The following is a 23936-nucleotide window of genomic DNA, read 5'->3' as shown; positions in this document are numbered from 1 at the left end:
GCTCTCGCGACATCCATGTCGCATGACCTCCTGAGCGCCGGTTTCGCTCGGCCTTCTGAAGGGGCGTTTCGGAGTGCGCGGAGGTTTCTCTGGAAATCCAAAAGCAAGAGCGGCGCGCTTTTGCTTTTCGTAGGAGCGAGCTTGCTCGCGAACCCCGCAGCCACTGGGTTCCCGCGTTCGCGGGAATGACGAGGTGGAATTAGGCGTATCAGGATGACTCCGAATTCTCCGGCCACTCCGAACAGCCCCCTCTCCCTTCAGGGCGGGGCGCGCAGCCGAGGGCTGGGGAGAGGGTTGCGGACTCCGCCCACACACCTCTGCCAACCCTGACTCCGCTCCCCCTCCCTAACCCTCCCCCGCAAGCGGGAGAGGGGACCGTTCGGCATGAAGCGTAATCACGAAGCTCCCTGACTCCACACCCTTCCAGCCAAACCCATCGCGGGCGGAGTCCGCTCCTACCCCCGCCGGCAAACCACCCCGTAGGATGGTGTTGAGCGAAGCGATACCCATCACCGCGGCCGCATGGGTTTCGCAAGCTCAACCCATCCGTTGAGGCGCATCTCGGCACAGTCGGCAAGACAGTTGCTCCTACGGTTCCAGAATCGTCAGGCATCGGTGTTTAGGCCAGCGGTGCATAACCGCAAACGGTTATGCACCCTACGAACTCGCCGGCTGACGTTGCATTATCCGCCCACGCCGAACGGCTCCCTCTCCCTCCGGGAGAGGGCTGGGGTGAGGGGGCGGACCCAGAATCAAGCACCTCCCTTAAACCAAAAAAACCGCCTTCATGGTCACCCGCAAGCAACCTGACCGAAGGCCTCGCGCAGACGTGCAATCACGCCATCGATACCAGGCCCATGGATAACCGGCGCCTGCTCCGCCTCACCAAACTCCCGCCAGATGAACAACGTCAGCTCGGCACCATCGGTACCGCCAAGACTGGAGTCGCCGAAGCGCTGCAGCACGCGATAGCGCTCGTCTGCCCAGAAGGCGTCCTCGACCCAGGAGTAGACCGGAATGAAGTGGAAATGGATGGGAAAGCCCGGTGAATGGCCGAAACGACCGATGTACAGCCACTTCGGCTGCAGCTGTTCTTCCAGGATGCGTTGGGTGAGGCCCTGCAGCTCCCCGAGTTCAGCCAGCGCGGCCGCGGGCAGGTCGGCCAGGGAGCCGGCCGGGGCCCGGGAGCCCAGCATCAGGTAGCCGGGCAGGGCCGAGGTCAGGTGGTGGTTGAGTATCCAGTGCTGCGTCTGGTGGACGATGAGGTGGGCTGGAATGTCCATCGAATTCGGCCGGCTGTTCGGGCAGGGCAGGGTAGCAAGCCCCGGCCCCGCCATTCCAGACGCGAGTTGGCCGTGAAGCACGGCATTTCCCCGTAGGAGCGGATTCATCCGCGATTCCGCCGACAGGGCCGGCGCGCATGACATCGCGGACAGCGTCCGCTCCTACAGGTCGACGCCGAATTTCCCGTCTGTGCCGAACGGCACCCTCTCCCTTCAGGGCGGGGCGCGCAGCCGAGGGCTGGGGAGAGGGCGCTCTCAACCCCAACACTCAAAGCCGCCGGGAAACCCCGTTCGCGAGCAAGAACTAGGCGTCCCCCTCGCTCCTACGAAAAGCGCCTTACTCCGGCATTCGCCCCAGCCGCTGCTGCAGACGCGTCAGGAAGCCGATCTCGAAGGCCATCCGCCGCCAGTTGTCCATGTGCTCTATGCGCCCATGGACGAGGCGCGTCCACAGGTAGCCGTCGGCTTCGCCGGCCAGCCAGCTTTCGGCCAGGAGAATGCCTTGGTCGGCGGCTGGCTGCGTGGGAATCGGCCAGGTCAGCGTCAGGCCGGGCTGGCCGTCGGCGGCGGGGATTTCAACGGGATGGGTGTTGCTGGGGAGGACGATCAGGTTGTTGGAATTGGTCATCTAGAGCTGCTCCGTTTCGTTGGGTTCAGGAGCTGCCGCCAAAGCTGTCAACCAATGGAGGCAGACCGCGCGGGGTTGACAGACCGGGAAACGGAGCCGGCAGACCCGAAGGTCTCCCCGCGCGATCTGCCATGACACTTGCGGTACGAACCGCGGACACGGGAGGGCCTGCAAAAAGCGTTCGCCGCTTTCGCATGCACCTCGGAGGGCAATCGCGCCGTTTCTTCAGGCTGTCAAACCCGGTCGCGGATGAGCCGCGACCGGCGCAGCTTAGGAACCGGCCGGTAGCGCAACAAGGGCAGAAACACGCTGCAGGAGAGTATCGGATATTTCCCGCAACGGGCACCGATGCGGAAGAAGGGAAGCAGTGTAGGAAGAAAGAACTACAGCGCCGGGCCCGCAACGACCTTGCGCATGAACACCCGCGCAAACCCGTTCTCCGTGGCCCGGTGCGTTTCGCGGTAGCCCAGCTTCGTGTAAAGGGCGATGTTCTCGATCATCAGCTGGTTGGTGTACAGCTCGATGGCCTGGAAGCCCTGGGCCCGCGCACGTTCCTCGCAGAACGCCAGCAACGCCTTGCCGATGCCCTGGCCCTTGAACGCCGGCGCCACCGCGATGTTCTCCAGCAGCAATGCCGGCCCCTGGGGGCGCAGCACCAGCACGCCGGCGACTTCGCCATTGCGGGTGCACACGAACGCATCGGTTTCGGCGAGCACCTGCCGATAGTCGTCGAGCATGGGCGCGGGCTTGCGGCCGATGCGCGGGATATAGGGGCTGTAGGCCTCGTCCACCAGCCGGGCGATGGCGGGTGCGTCGTCGGGAGCGGCCTGGCGGATTTCTGCTGCGTCCATTGTCTGTGCCTGGTCATGGCTGGCGGATAGGGCACTCTAGCGGATTCGCCGTTCCCCCGCCTCCCGCCAGCCATGGGCCGGCGGGATAGCAGCGCTCGCTCAGCCAAGCCGCAGGCTCAGCTCGACGTCTTCGGCGAAGGGCACCGACAGGTAGCCGTTGCCGATGTCGCGTACTCGCGCCAGGTACTCCGGGCTGTGGTCGGCGTTGTCGGCGACGATCAGCGCGCCGGGCCGCAGGCGGCTTTCCACCAGGGCGAGGATTTCCGGGTAGAGCGCCTTGGCGCCGTCGAGCAGCAGCAGGTCGATGCGCTGCGGCAGGTCGCGCGCCAGGGTCTGCAGGGCGTCGCCCTCGCGGATCTCCACCAGGTCGGCCAGACCGGCGGCGTTCAGGTTGGCCTGGGCGCGCAACACCTTGGAGGCCTCGAACTCGCTGCCGATCACGCGGCCGCCGCCGTTGTCGCGCAGGGCCGCGGCGAGGTGCAGGGTGGAAATGCCGAAGGAGGTGCCGAACTCGACGATGCTGCGTGCCTGGCAGCTGCGCGCCAGCATGTAGAGCAGTACGCCGGTGGCGCGCGAGACGGGGAGCGGCAGGTCTTTCAGGCGGCCGTAAAGGTCGCGGTACTCGGTCTTGCTGGCCATCAGGCGCGCCAGTTCCTCGCCGGACAGGCCGGTGACGGCGGGGCTTCTGCCCGGCTCGCTGGCATCGGCCTCGGCGAACAGGCGTTCCAGCAGTGGGGCGACGGGGGCGGTGGTGAGGGTGCTCATGCGGGGACTCCGAAGGTTGGTTGAGCGCTCCAGGGCGCCCGACTAGAATGCGACGAATTCGTCAGGTTTCACTATTCGCATTCCCGGAGCACCCCATGAGCGAACGCCGCAGCCCGCGGATTGCCTCGCGCAAGCAGCCGCGCCAGGCCCGCTCGACCGAGCTGGTCGCCGCCATTCTCGACGCCGCTGTTCAGGTTTTGGCTAAGGAGGGCGCACAGCGCTTCACCACCGCGCGGGTGGCCGAGCGGGCCGGCGTCAGCGTCGGCTCGCTGTACCAGTACTTCCCGAACAAGGCGGCGATCCTGTTCCGCCTGCAGAGCGACGAGTGGCGCCAGACCAGCGAGATGCTGCGCGGCATCCTCGAAGACACCCGGCAACCGCCCCTGGAGCGCCTGCGCACGCTGGTGCACGCGTTCGTCCGCTCGGAATGCGAGGAAGCGGCGGTCCGCACCGCGCTCAGCGACGCCGCGCCGCTGTACCGCGACGCCCCCGAGGCGCGGGAGGCCAAGGCGGCCGGCGAACGCATCTTCCAGGCCTTCATGGAGGAGGTGCTGCCCGATGCGTCGAGCGAGGCGCGGGCGCTGGCCGTGGACCTGGTCACCACCACGCTCGGTGCGGTGGGCAAGCAGTTCTCTGAAACGCCGCGCACGGATGAGGAAATCGAGCGTTATGTCGGGGCGATGGCGGACATGTTCTGTGCCTACCTGCAGGGGCTCGCGGCGGGCTGACGGGGATGTAGGGCGTATAACCGTTCGCGGTTATACGCCGCCATTCCGAGCGGCATGATCAACCGGACGTCAGATGGGCCCTCCGAACGGCGGATAACGCTTCGCGTTATTCGCCCTACGTATCGCCGTAAGGCACGGCGCTGCCGCCGTCGTAGGATGGGTTGAGCGAAGCGATACCCATCGCCACCACCGCATGGGTTTCCAAGCTCAACCCATCCTACGAAAGCACCTCGGCGCCTAGGGTGACGGGGAGGATCGCGGACGGAGTCCGCTCCTACAGGTTGATGCCGGCACAGGCAAAAAAATCCCCCGGCCACTCGCGCAGCCGGGGGATGAAAACGCCGGCGCAGGGGGTAACGCGCCGGACGCGGTAGGACCTTTTGCCTTACAGCTTGATCAGCACCGATTTCACCTCGGTGTAGTGCTCGATGGCGGCGGCGCCCATTTCGCGGCCCAGGCCGGACATCTTGTAGCCGCCGAAGGGCAGGGCCGGGTCAAGGGCGCTGTGGCAGTTGACCCAGACCGAGCCGGATTTGATCTTCGGGATCATCCGGTGCACCGCGCCCAGGTCGTTGGACCAGATGCTGGCGCCCAGGCCGTAGGGGCTGTCGTTGGCCAGGCGGATGGCTTCGTCGAGGTCGTCGAAGGGCATGGCCACCAGCACCGGGCCGAAGATTTCTTCCTGCACCAGCGGGTTCTTCTGGTCCACGTCGACGATCACCGTCGGTTTCACGAAGTAGCCGGGGCCGAACTGTTCGCCGCCGCAGGCGATGGTGGCGCCTTTCTCGCGGCCCAGTTCGATGTAGTTGTGCACGCGCTGCTGTTGGCGGGCGGAGATCAGCGGGCCCATGTCCACGCTCGGGTCCAGGCCGTTGCCCAGCTTCATGCCGTTGGCGATGCCGGCGATGTCGGCCACCACGTTGTCGAAGTGCTTGCGCTGCACGTACAGCCGCGAGCCGGCGCAGCACACCTGGCCCTGGTTGAAGAAGATGGCCTGGGCGGCGCCGGCGGCGGCGCTGTTCAGGTCGGCGTCGGCGAGGACGATGGTCGGCGACTTGCCGCCCAGTTCCAGGGTCACGCGGGTCATGTTGTCCATGGCCGCCTTGCCGATTTCCTTGCCCACGGCGGTGGAGCCGGTGAAGGTCAGCTTGTCCACCAGCGGGTGGTGGGTGAGGGCGGCGCCGGCGTTGACGCCGGTGCCGGTGACCACGTTGAACACGCCCGCCGGGTAGCCGGCCTCCAGGGCCAGCTCGGCCAGCTTCAGGGCGCTGAGCGGGGTTTCGTCTGCGGGCTTGAGCACCACACTGCAGCCGGTGGCCAGCGCCGGGCCGAGCTTCCAGCAGGCCAGCAGCAGGGGGAAGTTCCAGGCGACGATGGCGCCGACCACGCCGACGGCCTCGCGGCGGATGAAGCCGTGGAAGTCGTCGTTGGGCATCAGCGGCATGGACACCTCGACGCTGGAGCCTTCGATCTTGGTGGCCCAGCCGGCCATGTAGCGCAGGAAGTCGATGCCCAACTGCACGTCCATCACGCGCGCCACGACGGCGCTCTTGCCGTTGTTCAGGCATTCCAGCTCGGCCAGCAGGTCGGCGTCGCGTTCCATCAGGTCGGCGAGCTTCCACAGCAGGTTCTGCCGCTCGCGCGGACGCATGCGGCTCCAGGGCGAATCGTCGAAGGCCTGGCGGGCGGCGCGCACGGCGCGGTCGACGTCGGCGGCGCTGGCGGAGGGCACCTGGCAGAGCACTTCGCCGGTTGCCGGATTGCGCAGGTCCATGAGGGCGCCATCGGCGGCACCGGTCCAATCGGCACCGATGAGCATCTTCGGCGCGCGCTGCAGGAAGGCGCGGGATTCGGGCTTGATGGGCAGGGAAGCGAGCATTGCGGTTGCCTCTTGTTGAGTTGTCCAGGCGGCTATCGCAACCGCTATGCCAAGCCGGTCAATGTCATTCAACTTATTGAATAAAAACGATTTAATCGAAAGAGGGACGAGCAATTCCGCGCCCCGCTGTCGCAGCTTGCGACAGCCCTGAGACAGCCACCAACGAAACAGCCCGCGCAGGGCGGGCTGTTTCGCGAGGCGGGCGCGGCTCAGGCGTGGTGGATTTCGCGGTCCTTGGTTTCCGGGAGGAAGAAGGTGCCGAGGATGGCCGTCATCACCGCGATGACGATGGGGTACCAGAGGCCGTAGTAGATGTCGCCGGTGGCCGCCACCATGGCGAAGGCCACGGTGGGCAGGAAGCCGCCGAACCAGCCGTTGCCGATGTGGTAGGGCAGCGACATGGAGGTGTAGCGGATGCGCGCCGGGAAGAGTTCCACCAGCCAGGCGGCGATGGGGCCGTAGACCATGGTCACGTAGATCACCAGCACGGTCAGCAGCAACAGCACCGCCAGGTGGTTGGTCTTGGCCGGGTCGGCCTTCTCGGGGTAGCCGGCGTCCTTGAGCGCGGCGCTCATCTGCGCGGTGAAGGCTTCGGACTGCGCCTTGAAGTCCGCCGCGGGCAGGCTGCCGCCCTCGAAGCTGGCGATGACCTTGTCGCCGATGTGCACCTGGGCCACGGCGCCGGTTTCGGCCTTGACGTTCTCGTAGGGGATGGCTTTCTTCGCCAGCAGGCTCTTGGCCTGGTCGCAGGAGCTGGTGAATCTGGCCTTGCCCACCGGGTCGAACTGGAAGGCGCAGGCGGACGGGTCGGCGACCACGGTGACCGGGTTCTTCTCCTGGGCGGCGAACACTTCGGGGTTACCGAACTCGGTCAGGCCCTTGAAGATCGGGAAGTAGGTCAGGGCCGCGAGGATGCAGCCGGCCATGACGATCTTCTTGCGCCCGATGCGGTCGGACAGGCTGCCGAAGAACACGAAGAAGGGCGTGCCCAGCAGCAGGGAGCCGGCGATCAGCAGGTTGGCGGTCTGCGCGTCTATCTTCAGCGTCTGCAGCAGGAAGAACAGCGCGTAGAACTGCCCGGTGTACCAGACCACGGCCTGGCCGGCGGTGCCGCCGAGCAGCGCCATGATCACCACCTTGAGGTTGTCCCAGCGGGCGAAGGATTCGGTCAGCGGCGCCTTGGAGGCCTTGCCTTCTTCCTTCATGCGCTTGAACACCGGCGACTCGGAGAGTTGCAGGCGGATGTACACCGAGATGGCCAGCAGCAGGATGGAGAGCAGGAAGGGGATCCGCCAGCCCCAGTCCTCGAAGGCCTCGTTACCCAGGCCGGTGCGGCAGGCCATGATCACCAGCAGCGAGAGGAACAGGCCGAGGGTGGCGGTGGTCTGGATCCACGAGGTGAAGAAGCCGCGCTTGCCCTTGGGCGCGTGCTCGGCCACGTAGGTCGCCGCGCCGCCGTACTCGCCGCCCAGCGCCAGGCCTTGCAGCAGGCGCAGGCTGATGAGGATGATCGGCGCCGCCACGCCTATGCTGGCGTAGCTGGGCAACATGCCCACCACGGCGGTGGAGATGCCCATGATGACGATGGTGATGAGGAAGGTGTACTTGCGCCCGACCAAATCGCCCAGGCGGCCGAACACGATGGCGCCGAAGGGGCGCACCGCGAAGCCGGCGGCGAAGGCGAGCAGGGCGAAGATGAAGGCGGTGGTCTCGTTGACCCCGGCGAAGAAGTGCTTGGCGATGATCGCCGCGAGCGAGCCGTAGAGGTAGAAGTCGTACCACTCGAAGACGGTGCCGAGGGAGGAGGCGAAGATGACCTTGCGCTCCTCCCGGGTGATGCCGTTGTGGGGTGTGTTGCCCGCGGTCGGGCTGTAGGTCTGCGCCATGTTCTTCTCCGTCTTGTTCTTGTGATGGGCCGGAGTCCTTAACCACCGTTGCCGCACTCGGGCCATGGGGTTGATGCAGCGGAACACGGATAGTCGAAGCGAGACTGCAGACAGGCTTCAGGCTGGCCCGGCAAGGCGTGCGGGCCATCTAGAAGCATAAACGCCATCTTCCAGATATCCAGCCGCGGCGGATCGGCTAGAACTAAGGGAGCTGTCTCAGGCTGCAATGGCTGTCGCGAATTGCAACGCTGCGCCGCCTCTGGCTTTGCGCCAAGCAACTGTCGCGCAAGGTGTTTTCGGCGCTGGCACACAATATGTAGAGGCCCGGATGCGCAATCCCGCGGACACAAGCGGGAGACATTCCAAGGAGGCCCGATTTGAAGAGGACGTTCACTCCGTTGCCCGTGTTGCCCGGGTTTGGCGCTTTGGTCGCCACCTGCCTGCTGCTCTGGTTCCTGCCGTTGCTGGGCAATGCCTGGCTGTGGATCGCCGCCGTGCTCATCGTCCTCGGCGCCGCGCGGCCCCGGTGGCGTCCCCTGGCCTGGCCGCTGGCCCTGGGGGCGCTGTGCGGCGCCTGCCTGGCGCTGGCCCTGCACCTGCTGGCCGACCATTTCCAACTGCGCTACGCCTGGCTCTATAGCAGCGCCGGGTTGCCCGGCTACCTGAAGATGGCCAACCTCTGGGGCGGCGACGAGGGCACCGTGCTGCTGCTGGCGACCTTCTGCACGGGCATCGCCGCCGGCCAGGCGCGCCAGGCCGGCTGGGCCGGGCGCGGGATGGCGCTGGTGGCCGCCTGGTACGTGGCCACCGCGGCCTGGCTCGGGCCCTTCTCCGCGACGCCGGCGGACTGGCTGGCGGCGCAGCCCAACCAGGGCATGAATGCTCACCTGCAGACCTTCTGGATGGCCTTCCACGCGCCCCTGGTGCTGGCCGCCTACGCCTGGGCCCTGGCGCCGGCCGGGGCGGCGCTGGATGCCCTGGGCGGTGGTGGCGAGGCCTACGCCGCCGTGGCCCTGCGCTATGGCCGGCGCGCCTGGCTGGTGCTCAGCGCCGGCATCGGCGCGGGCATGGCCTGGGCCATGGAGGACTTCACCTTCGGCCAGCTGTGGCACTGGGACCCGGTGCAGACCTCGGCCTTCGTGGTCTGGGCGCTGCTCGGCGCGGTGCTGCACGGCGCGCGGCGCTGGCGCCCGGACGGGGCCAACCGGCGCCTGCTGCCGCTGCTCAGCCTGCTGGCGGCGGCCATGGCCTGCGGCGCCATGGCGGTGACGCGCAGCACGGTGCTGGCCAGCTCGCACCGCTACATAGGCACCACCTCCTGGCTGGCCCACCTGGGCCTGGCCGCGGCCCTGCTGGTGCTGGCCGGCTGGGCGACGCTGCGGGCACGGCGCACGGCGGGGCGCAAGACGCGCTCGGACTGGACCATGGACCTGGCCATCTACCTGTTCGCCGGCAGCGCGCTATTGGCCCTGGGCGCGCTGCTGCAGGCGCACCTCTATGAGTGGCTGGGGCTGGAGCGGCCGAGCGATCTCAAGCCGTTCTTCGAGACGCTCACCGCCTGGGCCACCACCGACGAGATGAACGGCCTGCGCCGCGCCTTCGACCAGTGGGACGTGGACGGCTACGGCCTGGTGCGCTGGCTGTTGCCGCTCTTGGGACTGCTCGGTCTGGTCGGCGGCTACAGCTTCCTGCGCCGCAGCGGCTGGCCGAAGCTGGCGCTGCTGGCGAGCCTGGCGATGGCCGTGGCCATGCTGCTGATGGGTTGGCACGGCGGCTGGCTGAGCGCCGGCTACAGCGGCCAGGGCATGCTTTCGCAGAACATCGTGGTGGTACTGCCCTGGCTGGATGCGGCGCTGCTGGGCGGGGCCTTCCTGCTGGCCAGCTGCGCCTTCTGGTGCGTGCTCGCCCTGTGGCGCAGCCGGCGCCTGGGCAACCTGCGCTACAGCGGCGGGGTGGCGCTGATCCACGGCGGCGCGGTGGTCGCCCTGGTCGGCGGGCTGGCGGCCACGGCGTTGAACACCTACCTGCAGGTGACCATTCCGCCCGGCGCCTCTTTCGAGCAGTGGCAGGCGCTGGCCAACGGCATGCAGTTGCGGGTGCTGCCCGACAGCACCCGGGCGGACCGCGCCGGCTACCACTCGGTGGCGCGGGTGGAGCTGCGCGAGGGCGGCCGCCAGCTGGAGGGCCACGCGCTGTTCCAGGACAGCCGCGGCAACCCGCCGGCCTACCAGGGCCCGGTGCGCCAGTTGTGCGAAATCCTCGACTACCACTACGCGCGCTTCGCCTCGGACCGCGGCTACGTGCTGCACCCCTTCATCATCCGCGGCTGGCTGGGCGACCTGCAGGTGTGGGTGCCGGCCTCGCCGCGGCTGATGGGGCAGGCGGGCGACGCCATCGAGAGCCTGGTGGTGATCCGCAGCTACCCGCTGCTGTCGTTCGTCTGGCTCGGGCTGGCCTGCATGCTGCTCGGCGCCTTGCTGCTGCCCGGCGCGGGCGTATCGCGCAAGCGCGTCCATACTGCATCCCAGGCGCGTCTTGAGGGCTTGTCTCAGAGTTAGACAGCAATCGCGAAATTAGACGTGCCAACTTGTCGCAGGGTGGCCCGGAAACCTGTCGAAAGCCTGATTCGACGGGGCCTCCAAAGTAGTGGCACACAACCTGCTAAACAGCTGGAGAGCTAGACGGAACCAGCTGTTCGCCCAGCGGTGGGCACAGAACAATTTCAACAAGAAACACCGAGGAGGCCTGATCTTGAAGATGACACGACTTCGGCACTACCTGGGCGCCGGAACCCTGGCCGCAATGGCCATGGCGCTGCAGCAGCCGGCCCACGCCGCCGATGGCCAGACCATCATCAACGCCAAGTGCATGGCGTGCCACACCCCTGAGGGCAACAATTCCCTGAGCCGCATCAGCCACCAGCGCAAGACGCCGGAGGGCTGGCTGATGAGCATCGCGCGGATGCAGGTGATGTACGGGCTGAAGATCAGCGACGAGGATCGCCGCGCGGTGGTCAAGTTCCTCGCCGACAAGCAGGGCCTGGCGCCCAGCGAGACCGACGGCGTGCGCTACGCCCTGGAGCGCCGGCTGAACACCGTCGAGCATTTCGATAGCAACTTCGAGCAGATGTGCGCCCGCTGCCACTCGGCCGCGCGCATCGCCCTGCAGCGCCGCCCGGCGGCGGAGTGGGAGAAGCTGGTGAACTTCCACCTGGGCCGCTGGCCGTCGCTGGAGTACCAGGCGCTGTCCCGCGACCGCGACTGGTTCGACCTGGCGAAGAAGGAGATGGTCCCCGAGCTGGCCAAGCGCTACCCGCTGGACACCAAGGCCTGGAGCGATTGGCAGAAGAGCCGGCCGAAGGCCGAGTCCCTGGCCGGGGAGTGGAGCTTCGCCGGGCACATGCCGGGCAAGGGCGACGTGGCCGGCACCATGAGCGTTTCCGGCGGCGCGGACGACCAGTTCAAGGTCAGCGTCAAGGGCCAGTACGCCGATGGCACGCCGTTCAACGGCGAAGGCAGCGCGATGCTGTACAACGGCTACGAATGGCGCGGCAACGTCACCGTGGGCAACGTGACCCTGCGCCAGGTGTTCGCTGCGCTCAAGGGCCAGATGCAGGGCCGCATGTTCGACAAGGCCCATGACGAGCGCGGCCTGGACTTCGTCGCCGCGCAGAAGGGCACCAGCCACGTGCTGGGCGTGCAGCCGGCATTCCTCAAGGCTGGCAGCGAGACCGAGGTCAGCGTCATCGGCAGCGGCCTGAAGGGCAAGCCGTCGTTCGGCAAGGGCGTGGAGGTGGTCTCCGTGGTCTCGGAAACCCCCGAGCGCGTGACCGTGAAGATCAAGGCCGACGCCTCGGCCGCGGCCGGCGAGCGTGAAGTCAGCGTCGGCAGCGCCAAGGGCGGCAGCCTGGCGGTCTACCAGGACATAGCCGAAGTCAAGGTGGTGCCGGAGTTCTCCGTCTCGCGCATCGGCGGCAACGGCGGTTCCACGCCCAAGGTGCAGGGCAGCTTCGACGCTGAGGCCTGGGGCAAGGGCGCCGACGGCAAGCCGTTCCGCATCGGCGTGTTCCCGGCCAAGTGGTCGGTGGAGCCCTTCGACGACCGCGCCAAGGAAGACCAGGACGTCAAGTTCGCAGGTGTGATGGACGCCGACACCGGCATCTTCACCCCCGGCGACGCCGGCCCCAACCCCGAGCGCAAGATGATGACCAACAACGCCGGCAACCTGAAGGTGATCGCCGCCGTGGACGACGCCGGCAAGACGCACCAGGGCGAAGGCCACATGATCGTCACCGTGCAGCGCTGGAACAACCCGCCCATTCCGTGATCCGGGGTGGGATGAACTGAACGCATGAACCCCCGCCCGCGGGCGGGGCGTACCAAGCAAGTTCCGGGAGGTCGCCATGGGCGCCATCTTGAATCTGGTCGAACGCAACCTGCATGAAGTGCGGGTGGACGCCGACCGCCTGTTGTTCCACATCCCCAGCTCCTCGCTGTTCGCCAGCGACGAGCTGACCGGCGGGATCATCGATGCCCTGCGTGGGCACGCCTGCTCGCCGGACGAACTGACGCAGCGCCTGGCCGGGCGCTTCGAAGCCAACGAGATCGACGAGACCCTGCGCGAGCTGATCGCGCTGGAACTGGTCAGCGACGGCTCGCCGCTCACCCCTCTTTCTTCACAAGAATTTGGCGGCATCAAGAAGGTCACCCGCACCGCGCTCAACACCGTGGTGCTGAACGTCAACACCGGCTGCAACCTCAGTTGCACCTACTGCTACAAGGAAGACCTGGACAAGCCCTCGGCCGGCAAGAAGATGGGCGCGGAAACCGCCGAAGCCTCGGTGGAGATGCTGCTCAAGGAGTCGCCCGACGAGAAGCGCTACACCGTGGTGTTCTTCGGCGGCGAGCCGCTGTCCAACCGGCCGCTGATCGAGCACATGGTGGCCTACTGCGAGCGCCGCTTCGGCGAGCTGGGCAAGCAGGTGGAATTCGTCATGACCACCAACGCCACGTTGCTCACCGAGGAAATCGCCGACTGGCTGAACGCCCACCGTTTCGGGCTTTCCATCAGCATCGACGGGCCCAAGACGGTGCACGACCGCAACCGCATCACCGTGGGCGGGCAGGGCACCTACGACGTGGTGCGGCGCAAGGCCGACATGCTGCTGTCGCGCTACACCAGCCGCCCGGTGGGCGCGCGGGTGACCCTGACCACCGGCGTCACCGACGTCGAGACCATCTGGAACCACCTGTTCAACGAGATGGGCTTCGCCGAAGTCGGTTTCGCCCCGGTGACCTCCGGCGACATCAGCAGCTACAACCTCACCAGCGACGAGCTGCAGCAGGTCTTCGCCAACATGAAGGCCCTGGGCCGCCGCTACCTGGCGGAGGCGCTGGAGGGGCGCAACATCGGCTTCTCCAACCTGCACCAGCTGATCACCGACATCCACGAGGGGCAGAAGAAGGCCCTGCCGTGCGGCGCCGGGCTGAAGATGCTGGCGGTGGACCACAAGGGCGAGCTGAACCTGTGCCACCGCTTCACCGGCTCGTCATTGCCGACCTTCGGCAACGTGCACAACGGGGTGAAGCAGGCCGAGCTGAACGAGTTCCTCTCCCAGCGCCTGGATCGCACCGACACCGGCTGCGCCAGCTGCCGCATCCGCAACCTGTGTTCCGGCGGCTGCTACCACGAGAGCTACGCGCGCTATGGCGACCCGGCGCACCCCACCTACCACTACTGCGAACTGATGAGGGACTGGGTGGACTTCGGCATCGAGGTCTACAGCCGGATCATGGCTTCGAACCCCAGCTTCATCGACCGCCACATCACTCCGCGGAAGGCGCACTGACATGAAACATCTCAAAGCGATCAACAACAAGGCGCAGCAGCTGGAGCAGGCCGCCGCCGAGGACCGCATCGAGGACGTGGTGGCGATGAACTCGGTCGCCGGCTGCGCCTCCACCACCGACCCGGGCTGGGAGATCGACGTGTTCGGCGGGGTTTCCTCGCTGTGCCAGCCGATGGAAGCCGACCTCTACGGCTGCTCCGACCCCTGCTGGTGGCCGGCCCAGGTGCCGGACATGATGAGCACCTACCCCGACTGGAACAAGGACGCGCAGGCCTCCGCGGAGAACTGGCGCAACCTCGGCACCGTATTCCCGGACGACAAATGAGCGGACAGAAGAACAAGAGGAAGCACTGCATGTCCAGAAAAGCATTCGCCGCCGTCCTCGGTGGCCTCTCGCTGACCTGCGCGCTGCACGCCGCAGCCGCCGCCAACGAGGACAAGGCCCTGGAAAGTGGCCACGAGTACCTGGTGTCCACCAACTACCCGAACAACCTGCACGTCATCGACATGCAGACCGACAAGCTCTACAAGACCTGCACCATTCCCGGCGCCTACGGCCCGGGCATGATCCAGCTGTCGCCCGACCGCAAGATCGCCTACGTGCTGAGCAATCACTATGCGGACATCTACGGCCTGCAACTGGACGACTGCAAGCCGGTGTTCCACGCCACCATCGCGCAGAAGGCGGGCGAGAACGCGCGCTCGATGTTCTCCATGACCGTCAGCCACGACGGCAAGGAGATCTACGCCATCGCCAACCCGACGCTGATCCTCGCCGAACACTACGAGGTGCAGCAGCCGCGCCTGCAGGTCTACGCCGCCGACGGTGGCATGGACGCCAAGCCGATCCGCACCTTCCCGGCGCCGCGCCAGCTGACCATCATGCAGACCGGCGACGATGGCACCCTGTACGTGGCCGGCCCGGACATCTACAAGGTGGACGTGAAGACCGGCAAGTTCGACGTGCTGATCCCCAGCCGCAACTGGAAGCGCCCGAACTACGCGCCGCCGGACGTGCTCTACGTGTGGAACCAGCAGACCTACCCGCGTGATTTCTCGCTGCTGTACACCACCGCGAAGTTCAAGGACGCCAAGCAGGACCCGGCCACCGCCGACTACCTGTACGGCTTCTTCAACATCGACCTGGCCACCGGCAAGACCGAGACCGTGGACTTCGGCCCGGTCACCGAGGTGTACTTCAGCGGCATCCGCTCGCCGAAGGACCGCAACGTGATGTATGGCGTGCTCAACCGCCTGGTCAAGTACGACATCAAGGCGCAGAAGCTGGAGAAGGCCGCCAGCCTCGACCACTCCTACTACTGCCTGACCGCCAACAAGGCCGGCACCAAGCTGTACCTGACCGGCACCCTGAACGACGTGGCGATCTTCGACGCCGACAGCCTGGAGCGCATCGGCGACCTGAAGCTGCCCGGCGGCGACATGGCGATCACCACCAGCCAGGCCTTCATCCGCTGAAAACGCCGGGCGCCGCCAGCAGGTGGCGCCCGGTCGGGCTTTTTTCAGGCGCCGGGGTCGACGGCTTCCGGCTCCGCTTCCTCCGCGCTCAGGTAGCGTTGTGCGCCGCAATGGCTGCAGCGCTGATAGAGCATCAGCACCTCGCCCACTCGGGTGGGCACGCCTTCGCTCCAGCGGCAGCCCAGGAAAAAGCAACGTAATCGCATGAGACCTCCCGTCGGGAATGGCTCCCGACCGCAGAACAGGCAGCGTGGGTTCGGATCGTCCCGGCTTGTTCTTGTCTGGCGACGGTCGCGGCCAGCATCCGCCCGGCGCTCTAGAATGGGCAATCTAATCGTCGCAGGGCCCGTGGGACGGGGCTGCGCGGCCCTATCGCTCCAACTGGTGTCGCCTTTTCGGTCGATTGACCCGCCGAGGTATATCCCTAGCATCCGGGGGTGGCGGCGGTTCCGCACCCGGTGCGGGCGCCAGGTTTCGAACGATGGGGGCCACGAGGGCCCGGGGTGAAGCAATGAGCAAGAACAAGAACGGCCGCGCGCTGGTGACCGGCGCTTCCGCCGGCATAGGCGCGGCCTACGCCCAGCGCCTGGCGTCGCGGGGCCACGACCTGCTGCTGGTGGCTCGCGACCGCGAGCGCCTGATGGCCCTGGCCGCCTGCCTGCAGGCCGAGTACGGGGTGGACGTCGACATCCTGCCGGCGGACCTGACCCAGCCGAAGGAACGCGCCCGGGTGGAAACGCGCCTGGTGGCGGATGCCGAGATCGACATGCTGGTGAACAACGCCGGGATGGCGGTCAAGGGCAGCATGGTGGAGGCGGGGCTGGACCAGCTGGAACAGATGATCACCCTCAACGTGCTGGCCTCGGCGCGCCTGGCCGGCTGCGCGGCCAAGGCCTTCGCCGCGAAGGGGCGGGGCACCATCATCAACCTCACCTCGATCCTGGCCCTGGCGCCGGAGCAGTTCAACGGCGTGTACAGCGGCACCAAGGCCTTCCTGCTCAACCTGAGCATCTCCATGCAGCAGGAACTGGCGCCCCTGGGCGTGCGCGTGCAGGCGGTGCTGCCGGGAGCCACCCGCACGGAAATCTGGGACCGCTCGGGCACCGACGTGCCGGAAGACATCCTCATGGAAGTCGGCCACATGGTCGACGCCGCCCTGGCCGGCCTGGCCCAGGGCGAGGTCATCACCATCCCGGCCTTGCCCGACATGCAGGACTTCGAAGCCTACACCCGTGCCCGGCAGAACCTGGCGCCGCTCCTCTCCGGGCGCCTGCCGGCGGAGCGGTATGGGGTGCAGGTGGATTGAGGCCGGGGCATTCCGGAGCGCGCGGCTTTTCGTAGGCGCGAGCTTGCTCGCGAACGGTGTTTTGCCTGGGGTTGTGGGTGCGGGGTCTGAGAACGCCCTCTCCCTAACCCTCTCCCTGAAGGGAGAGGGGACCGTTGGGCAGATGCTGATAGTTCGGCGTTAGCCGGCTAGCACAGTGATTACCGGCTGAAACCATTCCTTCTCTCGGCACGGACAAGCCCCCTCTCCCTTCAGGGCGGGGCGCGCAGCCGAGGGCTGGGGAGAGGGAGCGGAGTCAACCTGAGGTGCCGACGCTGCCAGCGAATCCCCCTGTAGGAGCGCGCCCTGCGCGCGAAAATCGCGGGCAGGGCCCGCTCCTACAGTTCGCCTGCAACATCGCGCTTGAGATAGCGCTTGGTGCTTTCCAGAATGCGCCCGGACAACGCCGGATCGGCCACGCTGCGCGACAGCAGCAGTGCACCGACCAGCGTCGCCAGGGTCGCCACCGCCTGGTCCGGCTCATGGCCCTCGGGCAGAACCTTCTCCAGACGCTCCAGGCGCTGGATAAGGGCCAGGTCGGTAGTCGGGCTGGGCTTGCCGCGGGCGCCCAGTTCGGCGCTCAGGGTGGGGAAGGGGCAGCCGCGCTCGGGGTGGTCGCGGTGCTGCTCGGAGAGGTATTCGTCGATGAAGTTCGCCAGCGCGTCCGGCCCGCCGAAGGTCTTGCCGGCCACTTCGGCGAGCTGCTCGGAGGCCGCCTGCAGAGCAATCTCCACCAGTTCTTCCTTGGACTTGAAGTGCGCGTAGAAGCCGCCGTGGGTCAGCCCCAGGGCCTTCATCAGCGTCTGCAGGCCGGTGGCTTCCACACCCTCGCTGCGGAAACGCCGCGAGGCCTCGTCGATGATGCGCTGGCGCGTCTGGGCCTTGTGGTCTTCGGAGTAGCGCATGGGCGTGTTCCCGGGCTGAATGACATGTCGGTCGTCATTCTAACCTCGGCACTGATCCTGCGTTGTAGGACTTCAGACAAGGCTGTCAGGATCGCCGACGAACATGCTGATGCGCGAGCGCAGCCAGCGTTCGGCCGGGTCGTTGTCCTGGGCGCCGCGCCAGACCATCGACAGCTCCGCCGGGCGCGGGGTGAAGGGCGGTTCCTCGGCGCGCAGGCCGCCGGCGGCGGTCAGCGCCAGGGCCGCGTAGTCCGGCACGGTGGCGATCAGGTCGGTGCCGGCGAGCAGCGCCCCCAGGCCGTTGAACTGCGGCACCGCCAGCACCACCTGGCGCTTGCGGTCGAGGGTCGCCAGCTGTTCGTCGACGAAGCCCTCCAGGTCGCCGGCGTAGGACACCATGGCGTGGGGCCGGGTGCAGTAGTCGTCCAGGCTCAGCTGGCCGGGCACCGAGTCGGCGCGCAGCACCTTCCACTTGCTGCGGCGCAGGGTCTTACGCTTGGCGTTAGCCGGCAACTCGTCGGTGTAGCTGACGCCCGCGGAAATCTCGCCGGAGGCCAGCAACTGCGGCATCAGCAGGTAGTTGGCGCGGCGCACCACCAGGACGATGCCCGGCGCTTCGGAGCGCAACCGGCGCAGCAGCGCCGGCAGCAGGCCGAACTCGACGTCGTCGGACAGGCCGATGCGGAACACCGACTTGCTGGTGGCCGGGTCGAAGTCGGCGGCGCGGCTCAGGGCGGTGGAGATGGAGTCCAGCGCCGGCGACAGGTGGCCGAAGATCTCCTGGGCCCGCGCGGTGGGCTCCATGCTGCGGCCGGTGCGGACGAACAGCGGGTCGTCGAACAGGTTGCGCAGGCGCGCCAGGGCCGCGCTGATCGCCGGCTGGCCGAGGAACAGCTTCTCGGCGGCGCGGGTCACGCTGCGCTCGTGCATCAGCGTTTCGAAGACGATCAACAGGTTGAGGTCAACCTTGCGGAGGTCGTTGCGGTTCATGGGGGCTCCCTGACGATGGGGGAAAAGTGAAGCGCGGCGCGTCTGGCGTCAAGGTCTGACGGATAAGTCCTTGATCATTTTCCGCATTCTTCCTTAGCAAGACGCTTCATTGCCGTTATCCTTCCCTACTGCGCAGCCGTATTTTTCGGGCGTTGCCTGGCGCTCCGGCCTGCGCGATCGATATGCCTGCGGAATCATCGGCATTTATGTCGACTATCGATAGCGGTGGGTAGCAAGCACAAGAAAGCCCGGATAGAGTCCGTGGCTATAAAGCATCAAAGGCGAGGTATGTGATGTCCCGCATGATCCGATTCCACCAGTTCGGTGATGCCTCGGTACTCAAACTCGAGGAAGTCCCGACCCCGCAACCGGGGCCGGATGAAGTCCTGATCCGCACCCAGGCGCTGGGCGTGAGCTGGCGCGACGTGCTCTGGCGGCAGAACCTGGCGCCCGACCAGGCCCAGCTGCCCGCCGGGATCGGCTACGAACTGGCCGGCGTGGTCGAGGCGGTGGGCGCGAACGTCACCGATCTTGCGCCCGGCATGGCCGTGGCCAGCTTCCCGGCCGACTCGCCGAACCAGTACCCGGCCTGGGGCGATTACGTGGTGATGCCGCGCACCTCGCTGACGCGCTACCCGGACAACCTGAGCCCCGTCGAGGCCGCGGTGCACTACACCGGCCTGCTGTACGCCTACTTCGCCCTGGTCGAGCTGGCCAGGCTGCAGCCGGGCCAGCACGTACTGATCACCGAGGCCGGGCACTGCCTGGCGCCGCAGTCGATCCAGCTGGCCAAGGCCCTGGGCGCCAAGGTCATCGCCACCACCAGCCACGAGAACACCCGCGACTTCATCCGCAGCCTGGGCGCCGACAAGGTGATCTACACCGAGGAGCAGGACCTGGTGCTGGAAGTCGAGCGCTTCACCGACGGCAAGGGCGTGGAAGTGGTCCTGGACCAGTGCGCCGGCCCGCAGATGAAGCTGCTGGGCGACGTCGCCGCGCCGCGCGGCAAGCTGATCCTCTACGGTATCAACGGCGGCAACGACGCCACCTTCCCGGCCTGCGCGGCCTTCAAGAAGCACCTGCAGTTCTACCGCCACTGCGTGCTGGACTTCACCGGCCAGCCGGAAATCGGCCTGACGCGCAACGACGAGGCGGTGCAGCGGGCGCTGCAGGCGATCAACCAGATGACCGCCGACCAGTTGCTCAAGCCGAGCATCGACAAGGTCTTCGACTTCGCCAAGTTCCGCGAGGCCAGCAACTACATGGAAAGCTGCCCCGGCGGCGGCCGGGTGGTGATGAAGGTCGCCGACTGACCCGCCTGCCCGCGCGATGCCAGAAGCCACTCCCCGGAGTGGCTTCGGCGTTTCTGCGTCCCCGTTTTTCGTAGGAGCGCCAAACCTGTAGGAGCGGGCCCTGCCCGCGATTCGCGCGCAGGGCGCGCTCCTACAAGGGGCGCGGCGCGAGGCAACTCGTAGGAGCGGATCTCATCCGCGAATCGCGCCGGGATGTCCGGCTATCGCGGACGGGGTCCGCTCCTGCAAGGAATGGCGTGGGTGGGCCGCATCCAGCGCAGGATCGGGCAAGCCTGCGCAGGACCGGGCAAGCCACTGGGCGGGGTTTTCCCGTATCGTCGCGGCATTCGGCCAGGGAAGCGCCTAGGCTGAATCCATTCCCCACGGAGCGGCCTTGGCTCCGGACTTCCACATCACCCGAACAAAGAGGTGAGCGCCTGATGATCAAGCTGAAACTCAACGGCAAGGACCACGAATTCGACGCGCCCGGGGAAATGCCCCTGCTCTGGGCGCTGCGCGACGTCGCCTTGCTCACCGGCACCAAGTATGGCTGCGGCATGGCCCTGTGCGGGGCCTGCACCGTGCACGTCGACGGCCAGCCCACGCGCTCCTGCGTGACCCCCCTGGCGGCGGTGGCCGGCAAGCAGGTCACCACCATCGAGGCGGTGGCCGAGCAGGCCGCCGGCAAGGCGGTGCAGGAGGCCTGGCGCAAGCTGGACGTGGTGCAGTGCGGCTACTGCCAGTCCGGCCAGATCATGTCGGCCACGGCGCTGCTGGCCGGCAACAAGAGCCCCAGCGACGCCGACATAGACGCGGCCATGAGTGGCAACATCTGCCGATGCGCCACCTACGTACGCATCCGCGCGGCCATCCACGAAGCCGCACAGAACCTGGCCTGAGGAGGCGCGACATGGCAGACCTGCAGCAACGAGCCAGCCGTGAGCCGGAAGACGCCGGCGACGGCATCCTCAACGTCAGCCGCCGGCATTTCCTGCGCGGCGCCGGCGGCCTGGCCCTGGGCATCTACTTCGCGCCGCTGCTGGGCCGCTTCGGCGACCCGCAGGCCGCCGCGGCCAAGGCCTTCGAGCCCAACGCCTTCGTGCGCATCGCCCCCGACGGCACGGTGACGGTGATCGCCAAGCACGTGGAAATGGGGCAGGGCAGCTACACCGGCCTGGCCACCCTGCTGGCCGAGGAGCTGGACGCCGACTGGAGCAAGGTCCGCGTCGAAGGCGCCCCGGCCGACGCCAAGCGCTACGCCAACCTGGCCTTCGGCACCCTGCAGGGCACCGGCGGCAGCAGCGCCATGGCCAACTCCTTCGAGCAGATGCGCAAGGCCGGGGCCACGGCCCGGGCCATGCTGGTGGCCGCGGCGGCGCAGCAGTGGAAGGTGCCGGCCGAGCAGATCGAGGTGCACGACGGCGTGGTCGAGCACAAGGCTTCCGGGCACAAGGCCGGGTTCGGCCAACTGGCCGAGACGGCGGCCAAACAGCCGCTGCCGGCGGAGGTGAAGCTCAAGGCGCCGGAGGACTTCAAGCTGATCGGCCAGGTGAAGCTGCCGCGCAAGGACAGCCAGGACAAGACCGACGGTCAGGCGCGCTTCACCCAGGACGTGCACCTGCCGGACATGCTGGTGGCCGTGGTGGCGCACCCGCCGCGCTTCGGCGGGGTGCCGGCCAAGGTGGACGACAGCAAGGCCAAGGCCGTGCCCGGCGTGGTGGCGGTGGTGCAGTTCCCGGGCAGCGACTCGCGCTTCGCCGGCGTCGCAGTGCTGGCGAAGAACACCTGGGCCGCGCGCCAGGGGCGCGACGCCCTGCAGGTGGAGTGGGACGAGAGCAACGCCTTCCGCATGGGCAGCGCCGAAATCTTCGCCAAGTACCAGGAACTGGCGGCCAAGCCTGGCGTGGTGGCGCGCAACGAGGGCGACATCGCCAAGGCGCTGGACAAGCCGGCCAAGCTGATCGAGGCGCAGTACCAGTTCCCATTCCTGGCCCATGCCTCCATGGAGCCGCTGAACTGCGTGGTCAAGCTCTCCGACGGCGCCTGCGAGATCTGGAACGGCGAGCAGTGGCAGACCGGCGACCAGATGGCGGTCGGGCAGTTGCTGGGCATCGCCCCGGAGAAGGTCTCGATCACCCAGCTGTACGCCGGCGGCAGCTTCGGCCGCCGCGCCAACCCGCACTCGGACTATGTGCTGGAGGCCGTCTCGATCGCCAAGGCGGCCCGCGAGCACGGCCACAAGGGGCCGGTGAAGATGGTCTGGACCCGTGAGGACGACACCCGCGGCGGCTACTACCGCCCGGCCTTCCTGCACAGCGCGCGCCTGGCGCTGGATGGGCAGGGCAACCTGGTGGGCTGGGAGCAGCATCTGGTGGGGCAGTCGTTCATGGTCGGCACGGCCTTCGAGAAGGTGATGGTCAAGGACGGCATCGACCAGGTGGCGGTGGAGGGCGCGGCGGACCTGCCCTATGCGGTGCCCAACCTGCACGTGGAGCAGACCCTGGTGCCGGAGGTCAAGGTGCCGACGCAGTGGTGGCGCTCGGTGGGCCACACCCACACGGCCTATTCCACCGAAACGCTGATCGACGAAGCAGCGGTGGCCGCCGGCAAGGACCCCTACGAATTCCGCCGCGCCCTGCTGGAAAAACACCCGCGGCACCTGGGCGTGCTCGACCTGGTGGCCGACAAGGCCGGCTGGAAGCAGCCGCTGAAGGCCGGCGGGGAAGGCGAGAAGCGCGGCCGCGGGATCGCCGTGCACGAGTCCTTCGGCAGCTTCGTGGCGCAGGTGGTGGAAGTCACGGTGAAGGCCGACAAGAGCTTCCGCATCGACCGCGTGGTCTGCGCCGTGGACTGCGGCCTGGCGATCAACCCGGACGTGATCCGCGCGCAGATGGAAGGCGGCATCGGCTACGGCCTGGCCATGGCCCTGCACAGCGCCATCACCCTCAAGGAGGGCGTGGTCGAGCAGTCCAACTTCCACGACTTCCAGGTGCTGCGGATCAACGAGATGCCGGCGGTGGAGGTGCACATAGTGCCGTCCAGCGAGGCGCCCACCGGCGTCGGCGAGCCCGGCGTGCCGCCGGCGGCGCCGGCCCTGGCCAACGCCCTGGCGGCGGCCACCGGCAAGCGCATCCGCAACCTGCCGATCGGCAACCAGCTGCAGGCCTGAGGCCGGTGCTGAGGGCGGCCCGCTGCCTCGTGCAGCGGGCCGTTGCCTTTTCCGCGGCCGGCACCCGATATTTCCGGCGCGGCCGCGCCAAGGCAGGTATCCTTGTCGGCAGGCGTCCGCCCGGATGCCCCTTTCTACTGGAGCTGTGACATGACCCGCGACAAGCAACTCTTCCCCGACGACGAGATCGGTGACGCCCTGTGGGCCCTGCAGGAAGACGGCGAGGACCTTTCGTTCGAGCGTGAGGTGGAATTCGCCGTGATCTTCCCGGAAGAGCAGGCGGCGCTGGATTTCGCCATCCTCCTGCTGCAGAACGGCCAGAAGGTGGCCTATTCCGAGTACGACGGCGACCCGGCCAACCCCTGGCAGGTCCTGGCCTACCCGGTGATGGAGCCGACCCACGAGAGCATCAGCGGCTACGAGGAACTGCTGGCCGAGCATTCCGAACCGCTGGGCGGCAAGACCGACGGCTGGTCGGCGCTCTGAGGCGGGATGCGCTAGAAAAAAGCCGGGGCAGGGCCCCGGCTTTTTTGTGGGCGCGGGATCTTATCCGCGATTGGGCATTACCTGTAGATACCGTGTCACCTAGCCTCGAGCAAGGGCCAGTTCCACGTTGTAGGGCTGGCCCGACTTGAGGACGCCGTAGGCAATCTGCAGCAGTTTGCGCATGGCCGCACAGATGATCTGTTTACCCGCTTTGCCTTTCTCTTCGAGCCGTAAACGCAATGCCCGTACCGCCTGGTTATGGCTCATGGCACAGATGGCTGGCATGAACAGGCCTGCACGTAAGAGGCGTGAGCCGATCTTTGAGATCCTCACCTGGCCCTTGTGTTGGCCGGATTCCCTGAGCCTCGGATTGAGTCCTGCAAAAGCCACGACCGCCCGGGCACTCTCGAAGCGGCTGATTGATCC

Annotated in this window: 21 protein-coding genes; 11 read left to right on the top strand and 10 right to left on the bottom strand. The window is 67.3% G+C overall.

What is annotated here, in order from left to right:
- Positions 1-791: 791 nt before the first annotated feature.
- From BM060_RS31460 to BM060_RS31445, 4 genes are all read right to left on the bottom strand, one after another.
- Positions 792-1283, bottom strand: coding sequence for an HIT family protein (locus BM060_RS31460; RefSeq protein WP_074986414.1), 492 nt, complete (start codon positions 1281-1283; stop codon positions 792-794).
- Positions 1284-1620: 337 nt separating this feature from the next.
- Entirely contained in the window at positions 1621-1911 is a 291-nt protein-coding gene (locus tag BM060_RS31455) for a LasR-specific antiactivator QslA (protein WP_009620344.1), read from the bottom strand.
- 383 nt (positions 1912-2294) lie between these two features.
- Positions 2295-2762: a GNAT family N-acetyltransferase gene (locus BM060_RS31450; protein ID WP_074986412.1), complete on the bottom strand. Its 468-nt coding sequence runs from the start codon at positions 2760-2762 to the stop codon at positions 2295-2297.
- 99 nt (positions 2763-2861) lie between these two features.
- On the bottom strand, positions 2862-3527 hold the full coding sequence (locus BM060_RS31445; RefSeq protein WP_074986409.1) for an O-methyltransferase: 666 nt from the start codon (positions 3525-3527) through the stop codon (positions 2862-2864).
- Positions 3528-3622: 95 nt separating this feature from the next.
- On the opposite strand from BM060_RS31445, the gene BM060_RS31440 reads away from it, so the two are divergent.
- Positions 3623-4255, top strand: coding sequence for a TetR/AcrR family transcriptional regulator (locus tag BM060_RS31440; protein ID WP_074986407.1), 633 nt, complete (start codon positions 3623-3625; stop codon positions 4253-4255).
- A 385-nt stretch (positions 4256-4640) separates the two neighbouring features.
- On the opposite strand, the gene BM060_RS31435 is transcribed toward BM060_RS31440, so the two are convergent.
- Positions 4641-6134 carry an aldehyde dehydrogenase family protein gene (locus tag BM060_RS31435; RefSeq protein ID WP_074986404.1) on the bottom strand — a complete coding sequence of 498 codons (1494 nt, stop codon included), beginning with the start codon at positions 6132-6134 and terminating at the stop codon, positions 4641-4643.
- 209 nt (positions 6135-6343) lie between these two features.
- The gene (locus BM060_RS31430; RefSeq protein WP_009620356.1) at positions 6344-8020 is read right to left on the bottom strand and encodes an MFS transporter; all 1677 of its coding nucleotides are present in this window, start codon (positions 8018-8020) and stop codon (positions 6344-6346) included.
- Between the two features lie 425 nt (positions 8021-8445).
- On the opposite strand from BM060_RS31430, the gene ccsA reads away from it, so the two are divergent.
- The 5 genes from ccsA to peaD all read left to right on the top strand — a co-directional run bounded on the left by ccsA (position 8446) and on the right by peaD (position 15344).
- Positions 8446-10578: a cytochrome c biogenesis protein CcsA gene (gene ccsA, locus BM060_RS31425; protein WP_245322941.1), complete on the top strand. Its 2133-nt coding sequence runs from the start codon at positions 8446-8448 to the stop codon at positions 10576-10578.
- A 244-nt stretch (positions 10579-10822) separates the two neighbouring features.
- Positions 10823-12346 (top strand): quinohemoprotein amine dehydrogenase subunit alpha, encoded by a 1524-nt coding sequence (gene peaA / locus BM060_RS31420; protein ID WP_371857819.1) that lies wholly within the window; start codon positions 10823-10825, stop codon positions 12344-12346.
- 76 nt (positions 12347-12422) lie between these two features.
- Complete coding sequence (gene peaB / locus BM060_RS31415) at positions 12423-13868, top strand: quinohemoprotein amine dehydrogenase maturation protein (RefSeq protein ID WP_074986398.1); 1446 nt, start codon at positions 12423-12425, stop codon at positions 13866-13868.
- 1 nt (position 13869) lies between these two features.
- Positions 13870-14193, top strand: a complete 324-nt coding sequence (gene qhpC, locus BM060_RS31410) for a quinohemoprotein amine dehydrogenase subunit gamma (RefSeq protein WP_009620363.1) — start codon at positions 13870-13872, stop codon at positions 14191-14193.
- 29 nt (positions 14194-14222) lie between these two features.
- Positions 14223-15344 carry a quinohemoprotein amine dehydrogenase subunit beta gene (gene peaD, locus BM060_RS31405; protein ID WP_074986396.1) on the top strand — a complete coding sequence of 374 codons (1122 nt, stop codon included), beginning with the start codon at positions 14223-14225 and terminating at the stop codon, positions 15342-15344.
- A 44-nt stretch (positions 15345-15388) separates the two neighbouring features.
- Here peaD and BM060_RS33570 read toward each other — a convergent pair whose 3' ends face one another.
- Positions 15389-15550 carry a PSPA7_2676 family Cys-rich small protein gene (locus BM060_RS33570; protein ID WP_280954436.1) on the bottom strand — a complete coding sequence of 54 codons (162 nt, stop codon included), beginning with the start codon at positions 15548-15550 and terminating at the stop codon, positions 15389-15391.
- A gap of 305 nt (positions 15551-15855) precedes the next feature.
- Here BM060_RS33570 and BM060_RS31400 point away from each other — a divergent pair, with 305 nt between their 5' ends.
- Positions 15856-16650: an SDR family NAD(P)-dependent oxidoreductase gene (locus BM060_RS31400; protein WP_074986394.1), complete on the top strand. Its 795-nt coding sequence runs from the start codon at positions 15856-15858 to the stop codon at positions 16648-16650.
- 356 nt (positions 16651-17006) lie between these two features.
- Here the strand turns inward: BM060_RS31400 and BM060_RS31395 are convergent, their stop codons facing one another.
- A complete protein-coding gene (locus tag BM060_RS31395; RefSeq protein WP_074986390.1) occupies positions 17007-17573 on the bottom strand; it encodes a TetR/AcrR family transcriptional regulator in 567 nt (188 codons plus the stop codon).
- Between the two features lie 72 nt (positions 17574-17645).
- Positions 17646-18563, bottom strand: coding sequence for a LysR family transcriptional regulator (locus BM060_RS31390; protein ID WP_074986388.1), 918 nt, complete (start codon positions 18561-18563; stop codon positions 17646-17648).
- Between the two features lie 293 nt (positions 18564-18856).
- On the opposite strand from BM060_RS31390, the gene BM060_RS31385 reads away from it, so the two are divergent.
- The 4 genes from BM060_RS31385 to BM060_RS31370 all read left to right on the top strand — a co-directional run bounded on the left by BM060_RS31385 (position 18857) and on the right by BM060_RS31370 (position 23510).
- Positions 18857-19876, top strand: coding sequence for a zinc-dependent alcohol dehydrogenase family protein (locus tag BM060_RS31385; protein WP_074986385.1), 1020 nt, complete (start codon positions 18857-18859; stop codon positions 19874-19876).
- Between the two features lie 419 nt (positions 19877-20295).
- A complete protein-coding gene (locus BM060_RS31380) occupies positions 20296-20754 on the top strand; it encodes a (2Fe-2S)-binding protein (RefSeq protein WP_043272645.1) in 459 nt (152 codons plus the stop codon).
- 11 nt (positions 20755-20765) lie between these two features.
- Positions 20766-23024, top strand: coding sequence for a xanthine dehydrogenase family protein molybdopterin-binding subunit (locus tag BM060_RS31375; RefSeq protein ID WP_074986383.1), 2259 nt, complete (start codon positions 20766-20768; stop codon positions 23022-23024).
- A gap of 150 nt (positions 23025-23174) precedes the next feature.
- Entirely contained in the window at positions 23175-23510 is a 336-nt protein-coding gene (locus tag BM060_RS31370) for a ribonuclease E inhibitor RraB (RefSeq protein ID WP_009620390.1), read from the top strand.
- Positions 23511-23609: 99 nt separating this feature from the next.
- On the opposite strand, the gene BM060_RS31365 is transcribed toward BM060_RS31370, so the two are convergent.
- On the bottom strand, positions 23610-23936 hold a 327-nt coding region (locus BM060_RS31365; protein ID WP_143096605.1), incomplete at its 5' end, for a transposase.

Source organism: Pseudomonas citronellolis, from assembly GCF_900112375.1.
Classification (GTDB): domain Bacteria; phylum Pseudomonadota; class Gammaproteobacteria; order Pseudomonadales; family Pseudomonadaceae; genus Pseudomonas; species Pseudomonas citronellolis.
This window is presented reverse-complemented; position numbering and strand designations above follow the sequence as displayed.